This window comes from Acinetobacter sp. ANC 4558, assembly GCF_002135375.1.
In the GTDB taxonomy this organism is placed as follows: domain Bacteria; phylum Pseudomonadota; class Gammaproteobacteria; order Pseudomonadales; family Moraxellaceae; genus Acinetobacter.
This window is the reverse complement of sequence record NZ_NEGH01000005.1, coordinates 193561-207666: the sequence shown is the minus strand read 5'-3', so window position 1 is coordinate 207666 and position 14106 is coordinate 193561. Positions and strand designations below refer to the sequence as shown.

The 14106-nt window shown below is 35.3% G+C and carries 16 protein-coding genes; 4 read left to right on the top strand and 12 right to left on the bottom strand.

Annotation, left to right across the window (positions count from 1 at the left end; all coding sequences use genetic code 11):
• Positions 1–59: 59 nt before the first annotated feature.
• From B9T31_RS08350 to B9T31_RS08330, 5 genes are all read right to left on the bottom strand, one after another.
• A complete protein-coding gene (locus B9T31_RS08350; protein WP_086181492.1) occupies positions 60–1562 on the bottom strand; it encodes a tripartite tricarboxylate transporter permease in 1503 nt (500 codons plus the stop codon).
• Positions 1563–1574: 12 nt separating this feature from the next.
• Positions 1575–2021: a tripartite tricarboxylate transporter TctB family protein gene (locus B9T31_RS08345; protein ID WP_086181491.1), complete on the bottom strand. Its 447-nt coding sequence runs from the start codon at positions 2019–2021 to the stop codon at positions 1575–1577.
• A 49-nt stretch (positions 2022–2070) separates the two neighbouring features.
• Complete coding sequence (locus tag B9T31_RS08340) at positions 2071–3066, bottom strand: Bug family tripartite tricarboxylate transporter substrate binding protein (RefSeq protein WP_086181490.1); 996 nt, start codon at positions 3064–3066, stop codon at positions 2071–2073.
• A 404-nt stretch (positions 3067–3470) separates the two neighbouring features.
• On the bottom strand, positions 3471–4238 hold the full coding sequence (locus B9T31_RS08335; RefSeq protein ID WP_086181489.1) for a nitroreductase family protein: 768 nt from the start codon (positions 4236–4238) through the stop codon (positions 3471–3473).
• Between the two features lie 53 nt (positions 4239–4291).
• Positions 4292–5092, bottom strand: a complete 801-nt coding sequence (locus B9T31_RS08330) for an enoyl-CoA hydratase-related protein (RefSeq protein ID WP_086181488.1) — start codon at positions 5090–5092, stop codon at positions 4292–4294.
• Positions 5093–5196: 104 nt separating this feature from the next.
• Between B9T31_RS08330 and B9T31_RS08325 the strand changes: the two genes are divergently transcribed.
• On the top strand, positions 5197–5766 hold the full coding sequence (locus tag B9T31_RS08325; RefSeq protein ID WP_086181487.1) for a nicotinate-nicotinamide nucleotide adenylyltransferase: 570 nt from the start codon (positions 5197–5199) through the stop codon (positions 5764–5766).
• A gap of 93 nt (positions 5767–5859) precedes the next feature.
• On the opposite strand, the gene B9T31_RS08320 is transcribed toward B9T31_RS08325, so the two are convergent.
• On the bottom strand, positions 5860–6756 hold the full coding sequence (locus tag B9T31_RS08320; RefSeq protein WP_086181486.1) for a LysR family transcriptional regulator ArgP: 897 nt from the start codon (positions 6754–6756) through the stop codon (positions 5860–5862).
• Between the two features lie 104 nt (positions 6757–6860).
• Between B9T31_RS08320 and B9T31_RS08315 the strand changes: the two genes are divergently transcribed.
• Positions 6861–7460, top strand: a complete 600-nt coding sequence (locus tag B9T31_RS08315; RefSeq protein ID WP_086181485.1) for a LysE/ArgO family amino acid transporter — start codon at positions 6861–6863, stop codon at positions 7458–7460.
• 162 nt (positions 7461–7622) lie between these two features.
• Here the strand turns inward: B9T31_RS08315 and B9T31_RS08310 are convergent, their stop codons facing one another.
• The 5 genes from B9T31_RS08310 to dapD form a co-directional block, all read right to left on the bottom strand.
• Entirely contained in the window at positions 7623–8081 is a 459-nt protein-coding gene (locus tag B9T31_RS08310; protein WP_086181484.1) for a peroxiredoxin, read from the bottom strand.
• A 129-nt stretch (positions 8082–8210) separates the two neighbouring features.
• Positions 8211–8615: a hypothetical protein gene (locus tag B9T31_RS08305; protein ID WP_086181483.1), complete on the bottom strand. Its 405-nt coding sequence runs from the start codon at positions 8613–8615 to the stop codon at positions 8211–8213.
• Between the two features lie 14 nt (positions 8616–8629).
• On the bottom strand, positions 8630–9304 hold the full coding sequence (gene queC / locus B9T31_RS08300; RefSeq protein WP_086181519.1) for a 7-cyano-7-deazaguanine synthase QueC: 675 nt from the start codon (positions 9302–9304) through the stop codon (positions 8630–8632).
• Between the two features lie 25 nt (positions 9305–9329).
• Positions 9330–10040, bottom strand: coding sequence for a 7-carboxy-7-deazaguanine synthase QueE (gene queE / locus B9T31_RS08295; protein ID WP_086181518.1), 711 nt, complete (start codon positions 10038–10040; stop codon positions 9330–9332).
• A 94-nt stretch (positions 10041–10134) separates the two neighbouring features.
• On the bottom strand, positions 10135–10956 hold the full coding sequence (dapD, locus tag B9T31_RS08290; RefSeq protein WP_086181482.1) for a 2,3,4,5-tetrahydropyridine-2,6-dicarboxylate N-succinyltransferase: 822 nt from the start codon (positions 10954–10956) through the stop codon (positions 10135–10137).
• Positions 10957–11286: 330 nt separating this feature from the next.
• On the opposite strand from dapD, the gene carO reads away from it, so the two are divergent.
• Together carO and B9T31_RS08280 are read left to right on the top strand one after the other, a co-directional pair.
• Complete coding sequence (gene carO / locus B9T31_RS08285) at positions 11287–12021, top strand: ornithine uptake porin CarO (protein WP_086181481.1); 735 nt, start codon at positions 11287–11289, stop codon at positions 12019–12021.
• Positions 12022–12394: 373 nt separating this feature from the next.
• A complete protein-coding gene (locus B9T31_RS08280; RefSeq protein WP_086181480.1) occupies positions 12395–13120 on the top strand; it encodes a hypothetical protein in 726 nt (241 codons plus the stop codon).
• Between the two features lie 60 nt (positions 13121–13180).
• Here B9T31_RS08280 and B9T31_RS08275 read toward each other — a convergent pair whose 3' ends face one another.
• Positions 13181–14104 (bottom strand): CysB family HTH-type transcriptional regulator, encoded by a 924-nt coding sequence (locus B9T31_RS08275; protein ID WP_086181479.1) that lies wholly within the window; start codon positions 14102–14104, stop codon positions 13181–13183.
• Between the last annotated feature and the right edge of the window lie 2 nt (positions 14105–14106).

Sequence of the window (14106 nt, the reverse complement as noted above, 5' to 3'; positions counted from 1 at the left end):
TATTTAAATCTCTAAAGGATGCTCTCTATAGCATTTAGATTGTATAGAGAGCATATCTATTATGTAGGGGTTGATGTTTGACGATTACGGAAATAACGAAATAGTGGGAGCACAATCATTAAACCTGCTAAAAGCCACAGCACTTTGGTAATCGGACCATCAAATAATATCGCAATGTTACCATGAGAAATAGACAATGCGCGTCTTAGACTTGATTCCATTAACTCTCCAAGTACATAACCTAAAATTAATGCAGATAACGGAAAGTTCAATTTTCTTAAAATATAGCCAAATATACCCAGAACGACCATGAGTACTAAGTCAAAAACAGTGCTATGAATTGCATATACACCCACAAAGCTAACCGCAGCAATGGCAGGAATAAGAATAAAGTTAGGGATGGTTAAGAGTTTTGCAAAAAAACCAACCAATGGAATGTTCATGAAGAGTAAGACTACATTCCCAATAAATAAAGAGGCAATAAGTCCCCAAACAATATCAGGTTGTTCAGTAAATAATTGAGGACCTGGGGTAATGTTATATAGGGTTAATGCACCTAACATGACGGCCGTCGTTCCTGAGCCAGGAACACCTAAAGTCAACATCGGAACAAATGAACCGCAGGCTGATGCATTATTAGCTGCTTCAGGTGCTGCAATACCACGTAAATCGCCCTCACCAAATTGACCATTTTTTCCTGCAAGTTTTCGTTCACTGGTATAGGCCATTGCACTGGCAATGGTTGCACCTGCACCAGGAAGAATGCCAACGATAAAACCCAGTAAAGAGGAGCGTAAAGTTGAACCTAAGGTAAACATGTATTCTTTAAAATTAAATAAACTCCGTTTTCCTTGTTCGAGTGCCTTTTGTCCCGCTGTAGTTTGTTCCAGCATAATCAATATTTCGCTAATGCTAAAGAAACCAATGACAATGGTGGTAAATTGTATTCCATCACTTAAATTGACAGATCCAAAAGTAAACCGATATACGCCTGTAACAGCATCTACACCAATGGTAGCAATAAATAAACCAATTAAAGCAGAAACACCAGTTTTGACAGGTTGGTCACTGATCAGTCCACTTAGACATGTAAGCGCAAATACCATCAACACAAAATATTCTGCTGGGCCAAATACAATTGCCCACTTTGCCAGTAAAGGAGCAAAAAATACAATTCCAAGTGTTGCAATTAAGCTGCCTGTAAAAGAACTGACAGCAGATAATGAAAGGGCAATCCCCGCTTTACCTTGTTTTGCGAGTGGGTAACCATCGAGTGTTGACATAATGGCAGCAGCATCACCAGGTACATTAATTAAAATGGCGGAGATTCGACCACCATATTCACATCCCAGATAAACCGCGGCGAGTAAAATAAGCGCACTTTCAGGTGGCAATCCCATAGCAAAGGCAAAGGGTAAAAGTAATGCAACACCATTAATTGGACCTAAACCAGGCAACAGACCAACAATGGTACCAATAAATGCACCAATGACAGCCAGTAAAAGATTTTCTGGTAATAAGGCAATTTGAAAACCGTGTAAAAGATATCCATATATATCCATTATTATTATCCTTTATTGATTTAATAATCCAAGAGGAAGGGGTACATCTAAAAGATAATCAAATAAGAAATAGCAAAGTATGCCCAGCAATATGCCGCTGATGGTTGAGGCTTTAACACTGCCACCAAATAATATTCCAACAAAACATGCCATCAGGGCAGTGGCAATAGGAAATCCTAAATATTCAAAACCAATGGCGTAAAGGAAGAAAAATAGCAGTGTAAGTCCTACTTTTTTTAAAATTAAAGGGCTAAACCCTAAATGAATTTTTTCGGCAAGAAATTGAGGGCGAAGTACTAAATATAAACAGGAAGCAGCGATGAGACTTAGTAATAAAATTGGATATGGGCGAGGTCCTAAAGGATCATAAGCAATCGGAGCAACCAATGACCATGCAATGTATAAGAGAAAAAGACTGGCAATCACGAGACAACCAGAAAAAATCCGTTCAATTAACATAAAATTTCCTTATTTAAGTGTTACTTATGATACTTTTTTTAGAATGTAATTATTTTGAGACCAAATCATATTCTTTAGATAATTCTCTGAATTGATTGGTTTGTTTATACACATATTGGGTCAGTTCTTCACCTGTCATGGATAATGGGAGTAAGTCATATTGCTTACGAATTGCTTCGAACTTTTGATCTTTTGCCATAGTATCAAATGCAGACTTCCACCAACTAAATGCTTCATCGCTGACTTTAGGTCCCATGTAATAACCACGAACGACGGGCCAATCAATGTCATAACCTTGTTCTTTAGCCGTTGGAATTTTAGCTAAATCTCCTGGGAGTCTTTCTTTAGAAAATACCGCTAAGACTCTCAGTTTTCCTGCTTTGACATGCGGTACAATCTCTGCAATCCCGCCACTGACTACTTGAATATGATTGCCTAAAACAGCGGTAACTGCTTCACCACCACCTTCGAGAGCAATATAAGTCATTTTTTTAGGATCAACACCGACAGTCTTTGCTAACATGGCTGTTTGTAGCCAATCTTGTCCGCCAACGCTGCCTCCAGCACCAAAGCTAACTGCTTGAGGATCTTTTTTTAAGGCAGCGACTAAGTCACTTAAGTTTTGGTAAGGGGAATCCTCTTTTACAGCAACCATGCCATAATCAGTGCCAATAACAGAAAGCCAACGGACATCTTTTTCATTGTATTGTCCAAACTTTCCTTGAGCGATATTGAGTAAAGAACCTGTTGAAAAAGCAATAATTGCATCATTATTAGCAGGATCATTGGCAACAATTTTATTATAAGCAACCGCACCGACACCACCAGGCATATAGGTAACTCGCATCGGGGCTTTTAATATATTGGTGGACTTTAAACCATTTTGAGCAAGTTTACAGGTTAAATCAAACCCACCACCAGGTTTTGCAGGGGCAATACATTCAGGTCTTTTCGGTTCTCCATTTGCTAAGTTATTTTTATTACAAGCAGTTAATCCAATACTTAAAGTAAGAATAGAACTCGAAATTATGAATGATTTTAACATTAGAATGTTTCTCCATTAACTATTATAATTTTGTATAACTATTATGATCCATTTTAATATTTAATATTATTTAAACCCATGATAGTTTTTAAATACTAGCATCATTATTTATAATGAATATTTGGAGATTTGTTTTAATTGTTGTTATTTTATTTGGCGAATTTATATATTTGTTATTAATTTTTTTGTGATTTTATTTTAATTTTTATTAAAATAAAAGATAATATATTTTATAAAATATTGGATTTATATTTTTTTATTTTAGGGTTTTATAATATTGTAGGGAATTATTGAAATAATAAAAGAAACTAAGATTCAAGATTTTATTTAAATAGTGATTTTGTAATTTAAATATTTAATGGATAATAATTCATTGAAAAATTACCCATTAGATGGAAAGTTACTTAAACTTTTTTAATAAAAAAATCACGATTAAATCGATATTGAGGAAAGAAAACGCCATCTTTCGCTCGCTCACCTGCAGCAATGACCATAATAGGATGCTCTTGATGATTCAGACGAAGTAATTTTCGAACTAAAGGCTCATCAAAGCCTTCCATCATGCAGCTATCAAAACCATATGCACGTAAAGCTAAAACAAGATTTTCACAGGCTAAAGCAGTAGATTTAGTTGCCCATAATTTTGTATCAGCAGGATTGAATGTGCTAACAGGGAGTTGTTTGTCAAGTGTACGGACAACGGTAAAGGCCACTTTTTTGAAGTGACCTAATGCATTGAAATAACCTGTTTTGTAATTATATGGAATGATTTGATAGTATTTTTTTACCATCTTAGGTGCAGTTTCGAAAGGAAATTCTGAGATATTCAGTTTTGCCATTGTATCAATGCGATCTGTTCGTGCAACGCAGACAATAAGTTCAGATGCGGTTCTTGCAGCAAGTTGCCCTAAACAAGCTTTAATTAATTGCTTCTTTTTAGCAGGATTTTGAACGACATAAAATGTCCAAGGTTGTAAGTTTGACGAGTTTGGAGCCAATAAAGCAAGATCTAAACATGCATCTAGAACATCATTTGGAATGGTTTTATCTGTGAATTTTCTCACAGAGCGACGGCTTTCAATCACCTTGCGAAAATTATCAATATCAATGTGTTCTGGTGCAGGTTCGAGATAGCGTTTTTTTTCTGATGGATCTGTATTTGATTGTGACATACGTAATAATCATCGTAAATGTACCTAGAGTATTCCTCTAGGTACGGGTTAATTTAATTAAATTGTGAAAAATCGGGTTTACGTTTTTGCATAAAGGCAGCAACAGCTTCCATCATTTCAGGAGAACCAACACGTTGCATAAAAATTTCAGCTTCATGATCAATCCATTTCACAATATCTTGAACATTGTGTTTCATTAAAGCTTTGGATTGTTTTAGTGAGGCTAAAGGAAGTGCTGAAAGTTGTATTGCTTTGTGCTGTGCATAGGCATAAACATCATCTTCAATACGATTGATAATATTTGCTGCAAATGCAGTTTCTGCATTAAATTTATCTGCTGTTAATAATAATTCAGCAGCTTTATGATAGCCAGCCTGTTCAACTAAGAGTTTACTTGCTGCACCTTCGGGAGAAAGTCCTAAGCTTACAAATGGAATTTGGAAAAGAGCAGTGCGATCACAATAGGCAAGATCACAATGTAATAATAAAGTCACGCCAATTCCAATTGCTACTCCACGAACAGCGGCAATTAGTGGTTTTGAAAATCGAGCAGCAGCTTTAAGTAAGATAAATGGAGGACCTTGTGTTGCAGGAGTTTGTTCTTTTTGAGCAGCATACTTCATGAAGTCTTGCATATCATTGCCAGCAGTAAAGTCAGTATCTGTACCTCGTAAAATAACAACTCTGACATTTGAATCTAAATCTGCTTCATCTAAGGCTTGTGCAATTTTTAAGTAAAGTTCACCATAGATTGCATTCTTGGCTTGCGGGCGATTTATGGCTAATGTCAAAACGCCGTGTTCTAAATTTACATTTAAATGTTCATGTGGATGTTGAATACAACTCAGGCTCATCGTACTATCCTTGCTTTAAAATTTAGTTTAATTTTATAACTCATTATGTCTTAAATCACATCCTGTGACACAACTCATGAGTTCATAAAAAATTTGAATATGCTATGAAATATACATTTGATTATCTGGTTTTTATTGGTCGTTTTCAGCCTTTTCATTTGGCACATATGCAAACCATTAAAATCGCCTTGGAACAAAGCCATTATGTCATCCTCGCTTTGGGGTCAGCGCAAAATGAACGGAATATCAAAAATCCGTTTTTAGCTGTTGAACGCCAAGACATGATTTTATCTAATTTCACACCAGAAGAGCAAAAGCGTATTAAGTTTGTCCACGTAATTGATGTGTATGATGATAAAAAATGGCAGAAGCTGGTTAAATCTTTAGTCAATGAAATTGTTCAACCTGAAAAAAGGGTGGGTTTAATTGGGCATTTTAAAGATGATTCATCCTATTATTTAAAGTTCTTTCCTGAATGGGAAATGGTTGAATTAGAAAGTTTACAAGGGGCAATGTCTGCAACGCCAGTTCGTGAAGCATATTATCGTGGGGATATTCAAGAAGCAGCTTTCCCGCAAGGTACTATTAATTTTTTAACACAATTTCAAAAAACAAAAATTTATCAACAACTGCAAAACAAGTACATTTTAGAGGATAAAACAAATCTCAATTGAGGTTGATTGGATGAAGTGTCATATGACAGTAAAAATTGAGTTAAACCCCTATCTGGATAAAATTTGAACTTTATAAGAGCATCATCAATAGCGTTATACTGTGTTTAAAACAGTTTGTGCATTTTGAATAATGGTATTGGTCAAACATTGTAGGGGGATGGGTTGTTGTTTCCAATGATGCCAATAAAGCTGAACATCTGTTTGAGCACTTGGAATTAACTCTATAAGTGTTCCTTGGATTAATTGCTTCTGTACTTGTATAACAGGAGCCATACCAAACCCTAAGCCGAGCTCTATCGCTTCTATAAAGGCAGTGGATGAGGGAATAAAATGATAGGGATATTGCTGCATATTTAAACCAAATAAAGACAAGGTTGTATCTTCGTGTAATTGATCTTTGGGATTAAATATAATTGCGGGTGCTTGTCGTAAAGCATCTCTAGAAATGCCATGTGAAAACCATTGTTTTTTGAATGCAGGTGTGGCGACCATTTTATAAGTCATTGCACCTAAGGGATGGGCTATACATCCTTTAATGGTTTTTTCTTCGGCAGAAATACACGCATTGACCAAGCCATTTTCTAATAACTGATGCGTTTGAGATTGATCATCGATCATGACATTTAACGTTATTTTTTCTTTAATTAAAGTTTGCTGAATGATGGGTAATAGCCATGTTGCTAAAGAGTCAGCATTGCTGGCAATGCTGAATTGATGAAAGATAAAAGCAGAATTTTGACCTTGTAATTGTTGGAGTAAATTATGTTCCATCAAGCGCTGATGTTGTAAATATTCAAGTAAGATTTTCCCAGCTTGAGTCACCTTACATGGACGTTCTCTTAATATTAAAATTTGACCAAGGCTTTTTTCTAATGCTTGAACTCTGAGTGTAACTGCTGAAGCTGTAATATTTAACTTTGAAGCTGCTTGTTCAAAGCTGCCATATTTTGCAACTGCAAGAAAAGCCTCAGATGATTTATGTATTAACATCTATAACCTTAAAAAAAATTAGCTATATTGATATTTTTTTAATCATACTTAATTTAACTTAAATTGCTAGATAATATTTTTATCTCAAATATGTAGTCTTCATAATGTGGTATAGCTTAGGTCAAGGTTTTTTGGTGGGATTAAGCCTTATTCTTGCAATTGGTGCGCAAAATGCATTTGTATTAAAACAAGGTTTGAAAAGGCAACATGTATTTTGGATTTGCTTGATTTGTGCAATTTCTGATTCTATTTTAATTGCTGCTGGGATATATGGGTTTTCACAATTGGTTCTAACCCATATGCATTGGGTAAATTGGGCAAAGTATTTAGGTGCACTTTTCTTATTTTTTTATGGTGCACAACATTTTTACCAAGCATTTAAAGCGAAAAATAGTTTGTTAAGCAGTAACATTGAAGAAACGAAGTTATTCAAAATGCTCAGTATTTGCTTGATGTTGACATGGTTAAATCCACATGTATATTTAGATACAGTGGTGCTGATGGGTGCTATCTCAACAAATTTTAATGATTTAAAATTTTATTTCGCACTCGGTGCGATCATTGCTTCTTGGATATTCTTTTTTAGTTTAGGTTACGGTGCTCGTTTCTTCGAACCACTTTTTAAAGATTATCGCGCATGGAAAATTTTAGATTTTATTATTGGTCTCATTATGTGGGGTATTGCATTTAGTTTAGTGGCATAGTGCGTCTTTATTGAACTTTCTTTACATGGCGTAGAAAGAAAGTATGCCATGTAAAGAAAGTGGATATTAAACTCAGCACCTGAGTTGGAATTTAAAAGACTAAAACAAATATTCACATTCTATAAAGAATAATATATTGATTTTAAATGTAATAAGCTCTTTTTAAGCTTGCAGTGCTTTTAAATCTTCTAGCACTTGCTCCGCATGACCCGCCGCTTTAACTTTACGATATTCTTTGATGAGTTTACCGTGATGAAAAATAAAGGTAGAGCGTTCAATGCCCATTACTTTTTTTCCATACATATTCTTTTCTTTAATAACATCAAAAAGTTGACAAAGAACTTCTTCTTTATCACTAATTAAATTAATAGTTAAACTCTGTTTTTCAGTAAAATTTTGATGTGCTTTTACAGAATCTCGTGATACACCTAAAATTGTGGTATTGAGTGCATCAAACTGATCTTTTAAGCAAGAAAAGCTAACGGCTTGAGTTGTACAACCTGGAGTAGAGTCTTTAGGGTAGAAATAGATAATTAACCATGGAGTAGAAACTTCGGTTAAATTAATTTCACCTGTTGTAGTTGCAAAGTTTTGATGCGGCAACGTAATTTGAGAAGGCATAGTTATACAATCCTTTTGAAATATTACTTGAAGCGTAATTTTGAAAATCAAAATTATGAAAGAGTATATCGAGATGTAGAAAGTTAGGGATAAAAAAAGCCACATTCAAGTGGCTTTTTTTATAAAAAATTATTTTGCTTGTAAGCTCAGTAATTTTTTCTGTAGGTCGGCACCTAGGCATGCTTTGATTTTCGGTTCTTCGGATTTTTGTAAACGAGTTAAAATTTCATTTACTTTATTTTGATTTTTAGCATTGGTTGCACTTTGCAGTTCCCATTTTTGACTTTCAGTCATACGACCGCGAGAGTCAACATTACAAGAACATAATTTAGTGACTTCAGCTTTAGTGAGTTTATTTAAAGCACCAGCTTTTGTGTAGTCATCTACACAAACATTCACTAATCCTTGTTTGATATTTGTACTTTGAAAAGCAGCATCAAGTTTTTTAGCTTGATCATCTGTTGCAGCAAAGCTCGTTACAGAAGTAAAAGATGCAAAGGCAATGATTGCAGAAAGTAAAATTTTAGATTTCATAAAGCTTTTGTGTCCTATTTATTAGGAATATAGCGAGTTGGGTCCGCAACACCTGCCTCAACAAAACCTTGTTTGCGTAAACGGCAGCTATCACATTTACCACATGCTCGTCCTTCTTGGTCAGCTTGGTAGCATGACACAGTTTGACTATAGTCTACGTTATGTTCTATGCCTAAGCGAATAATATTTGCTTTGGATAAATGTAACAGAGGTGTTTCAAACTTAAGTGGTTTTCCTTCCACACCGACTTTGGTTGCCAAACGAGCCATATTGGCAAAGGCTTCAATAAATTCTGGACGACAATCTGGATAACCCGAATAATCGACAGCATTGATACCAATCACAATTGCTTCTGCACCAAATACTTCAGCAGCTGCTAAAGCATAAGATAGAAAAATAGTATTACGTGCAGGAACATAGGTAATAGGAATACCTTCTTGTTCATGGTCTGGAATATCAATATTGTGATCAGTTAAAGCAGAGCCGCCTAAATTACCCAAATCAATATTGATGATACGATGTTCAACACCTGAGCGTTCTGCTAAAGCTTTTGCAGCATCTAATTCTGTAGATGAGCGTTGACCATACTTAAAACTTATTGCAATACAATCATATTTCGCTTGAGCCCATGCCAAGCAAGTAGTTGAGTCTAAACCACCAGATAATAAAACTACGGCACGAGCACGCATCTTTAATTCTCCAAAAATATTATCATTAACGACCAGTTTCATCGTTCCATAACAACTTATGCAATTGTAATTGGAAACGAACAGGGAGATGGTCTTCTAAAATCCATTGTGCTAAGTCACGAGCGAGTTGTGGTAACCGAACAGCACCTTTTTCAACAGCAAAAGCAGGTGAAAACCATACTGTACTGACTTTTTGATCAAGCTGAAATTGTGCAACTTGCTGTTTTGACCATTCGTAATCTTCTCGATTACAAATGACGAATTTAATTTGATCATGTGAGGTTAAATGATCTAAATTGCTGAGTAGATTTCGGTGGGCTTCACCTGAAGTTGGTGTCTTTAAGTCTAAAACTTTTGATATTCGGCAATCTACTTTTGAAACATCTAATGCACCGCTGGTTTCCAATGATACTTCACAGCCAAGATCAGCCAAGTGTTTCATTAAAGGTAATGCATTGGGCTGTGCTAAAGGTTCACCACCTGTAACGCAAACATAAGGTGTATTAAAAGCGAGCGTTGTTTGGATAATTTTTTCTAGCGATTGACGCTCACCACCTTCAAAGGAATAAGTCGTATCGCAATAAGTACAGCGTAATGGACAGCCTGTTAAGCGAATAAATACAGTCGGTAAGCCAGCTGCATTTGCTTCACCTTGTAGTGAATAGAATATCTCCGTGATGCGTAACCCCGCAGATGGATCTGAAACTGGAATAGCAGAAGAACGAAGGGAAGTCATAACACGATGTACCACAGAATAAAATACAACAAATTGAAAAGTAAAAATCTCTACGATCATGGTTGATCGTAGAGATTTAGTGAATATTTAAAGATTAGTCTTCGCGTAATAAATCATTCAAGCTAGTTTTTGCACGTGTTTTTGCATCAACTTTTTTAACAATGATTGCAGCATAAAGACTATATGTCCCACATTTAGACGGTAAACTACCAGAAACTACAACTGAACCCGCTGGAACACGGCCATAATGAATTTCACCAGTTTCACGGTCAAAAATTTTGGTTGATTGACCAATGAATACGCCCATTGAAATGACAGAACCTTCTTCAACAATGACACCTTCAACGATTTCTGAACGTGCACCAATGAAGCAGTTGTCTTCAATAATGGTAGGATTCGCTTGAAGTGGTTCTAATACACCACCAATTCCAACGCCACCTGATAAGTGAACATTTTTACCAATTTGTGCACATGAGCCTACAGTTGCCCATGTATCAACCATTGTTCCCTCATCAACATAAGCACCGATATTGACATAAGAAGGCATTAAAACAACATTTTTAGCTTGGAATGAACCTTTACGTGCCACAGCAGGAGGGACAACTCGAACACCAGCGTCTTTAAACTGAGCATCTGTCCAATCTTTAAATTTAGTATCTACTTTATCATAGAAACGAAGATCGCCAGATTCAATTGCTTTGTTATCATTTAACTTAAATGATAACAATACAGCTTTTTTAAGCCATTGATGAACAACCCATTCACCATTAATTTTCTCTGCTACACGTAGAGTTCCATTATCTAGTCCAGCAATAACTTGTTCAACTGCTTGGCGAATTTCGACAGAACATGTTTCTGCGGTAAAATTTGCGCGATCTTCAAATGCTTGCTCAATAAGAGTAGAAAGCTGAGTCATGATCTTCCTTCCTAAAAAATTTTGAAGATTTTACACTATATGACACAAAAATAGCTGAAAAAAGGTAGGAGTATTGGATTAATTTGTTAATACTTCTTAAATAGGTAAAAGCATGATTATTTAAGCATTAATTATAATAAATTATGAATATATTCTAAATGGTATTTATTCTAAATTAAGATTAATTTATAATTAAAAATGTGATATATATTATGTGGATATACATACTTGTAACTAAAAGCTACAAAAAGTATCACTTCTCTTCATAGATATCTTTTATATTAAATATATATAGAACAACATCGATTTATAAATTTTGAGGAAATTTGAATGAAAGCAATAAAAGTAATGCTCGTAACTTCTGCACTTGCTGCAATGGCATCAACAGCAATGGCTGGTGTAATTAATGATGGCTCTTCAGAAGCTTCTTTTATTCCGACAGGTGTACGAGCTGAAGTAGGCACTACAGGTTACGGTGGTGCAATTCAATGGACTGCTAATCCATATGTTGGAATTGCTTTAGGTTATAATGGCGGGAAAATTTCATGGTCAGACGATCTGAAAATTGATGGTTCAACTTACGATTTAGAAACTCGAAGTAAAACAACTTATTTAAATGCTGAAATACATCCTTGGGGTGCTAGCGATAATAAATGGGCACAAGCGGCGTATATTGCAGCTGGTGTGGCTTACTTAGATAATAAATATGATATTGATCGTGAAGTACATTCAGGTCGTGATTTCTCTGTTAATAACAAAAGTTTTAAAGCTGATGGTAAAGTCACAATTGATGGTAAGTTAAATTACAATAATTCATTTGCACCATATGTGGGTATAGGTTATGCACCTAAATTCAATAAAAATTGGGGTATATTTGGAGAAATTGGTGCTTATTATACGCGTAATCCAAGTGTGACATTAACAGCGACAGGTACTGTTGTTGGCGGTACAGTGGTTAATGAGGAATTTCATCAAGCAGTACGTAATGAAGCATATAACATTGCAAATAAAACAAAATATGAGTGGTTACCAGTAGGTAAGGTTGGTGTAAATCTTTACTGGTAAGCAAGTCATCTAGTGATTAAAAGACCATCTTTAGATGGTCTTTTTTTATATGGTTACTATATTTTTTGAAATTAGCAAGTGTTGTTCATAGATCATTCAATAGAGCCTGTAGTGTTTATTTATACTTATCATAAACGATTCAAATTTTATCAAACGTATAAGGTTTAGTAATACATTTTATTCAATAGCGTTGTATCGACTATATTTTATAACTAAAAAATTATTAAGAAAATCTAAATAATATCTTGATTGTTCCACTTTAGTTGGTATTATTCTTAAAACTTGTGATTTATATTAATCTTTATAAGATAAATGATAATTATATTATTGTATGGGTTGAGATAAAAGATACTTTTGATTTTTGGAGAAAAGAATGAAAACCATGAAGTCACTTCTAGCTGCTACAGTTTTAACATCACTAGCAACTGGTGCAATCGCTGCGACAGACGATAATGGAACTTCAGATGATGTTATTCCTACAGGCATAAGGGTTGAGGGGGGGATCACTGGCTATGGTGGTGCGATTCAATGGAAAGTAAATCCATATGTAGGAGTATCTTTAGGATATAACGGTGGAAATATTTCAGGTAGTGATGACCTTAATGTAAAAGGTTCTCGTTATGATCAAGATGTGAAAAATGAAGTTATTTATTTAAACACAGAAATTCATCCATGGGGTGGAAGTAAAAATAATTGGTCTGAAGCATTTTATATTGCTGCTGGTGTTGCATCTATTGATAGTAAACGTGAGCTTGAGCGTAGTGTTGAGGCAGGACAAAGCTTTTCAGTAGACCGTATAAGTTTTACGGCTATTAGTGGTGTAAAAGTGGAGGGTAAATTAGATTATAAAAAGACCCTTGCCCCTTATGTTGGTCTAGGTTACTCGCCAAAACTTGGTAAAAATTGGGGCGTATTTGCAGAGGGTGGTGCTTATTATTCGAGAAATCCAACAGTTCGGCTAAAGGCATCTGGTCAAGTGGCTGATGGTCGTCAAGCAGAATTTCAACAAGCAGTTCGTAATGAAGCTCAATATCTTGCAGGGAAAAAGAAGTATGCATGGACTCCAGTGGCTAAAGTTGGTATAACCATTTTTTGGTAATATATAATTCAGATACGCGTTTAGATATAAAAAAGGCTATCAATTTGATAGCCTTTTTAATTAATCTTCAGGGTACGCCATTTTCTTTAAGGCTTTGATATCTGTCTTTGGTGAGCATAATGAAATAAACTCATACCCATAACCACGAAGCAAATGACCTTTTCTTACAGCAATCCATGTTGTGTTTATGCCAAAAATATCCGTTTGAATTTGTTTTAGACGATAATCACGTTCTGGATCATAAGCAACATTGTTGACGATACCAACCCCCATACCTAATTCAACATAAGTTTTAATGACATCGGCATCAAGTGCTGACATCACAATATCAACATCAAAACCTGCATCTTCAAATGCGGTATCTATTTTAGAACGACCTGTGAAACCACCATGATAGGTAATGATAGGGTGCTCTGCTAAATCTGCAATACCAATACTTGATTTTGAAGCAAGTGGGTGATTTTGTGGCGTAATAATACTATGTTGCCAATTATAATAAGGAACACTGGCAAGATTATCTTCAGTGGTTAGAGATTCAGTGGCAATACCAATGTCAGCTTCGCCTTGTAAAAGCATTTCTGAAATTTCAACTGGACTTGCTTGTTGTAAGATTAAATGTACCTTAGGAAACTCTTTTTTAAATAAATTGACAATAGGAGGCAATACATAACGTGCTTGTGTATGTGTTGTAGCTACGGTCAGAGTACCTTCATCGACACGGTTAAAATCATCGGCTAGTCGTTTGATATTGTCAGCATCTACCAACATTCGTTCTACGATTCCAAGTAATGATAGACCTGGTTCGGTTAAACCCAGTAAACGTTTACCTTTACGAATAAATAGCTGAACACCTAACTCATCTTCTAAATCTTTGATATGTTTACTCACACCAGATTGAGACGTGTAAAGTGCAGCTGAAGCTTCGGTAAGATTAAAGTTCTGTCTAACTGTTTCTCGAATAATTCGTAGTTGTTGGAAATTCATAC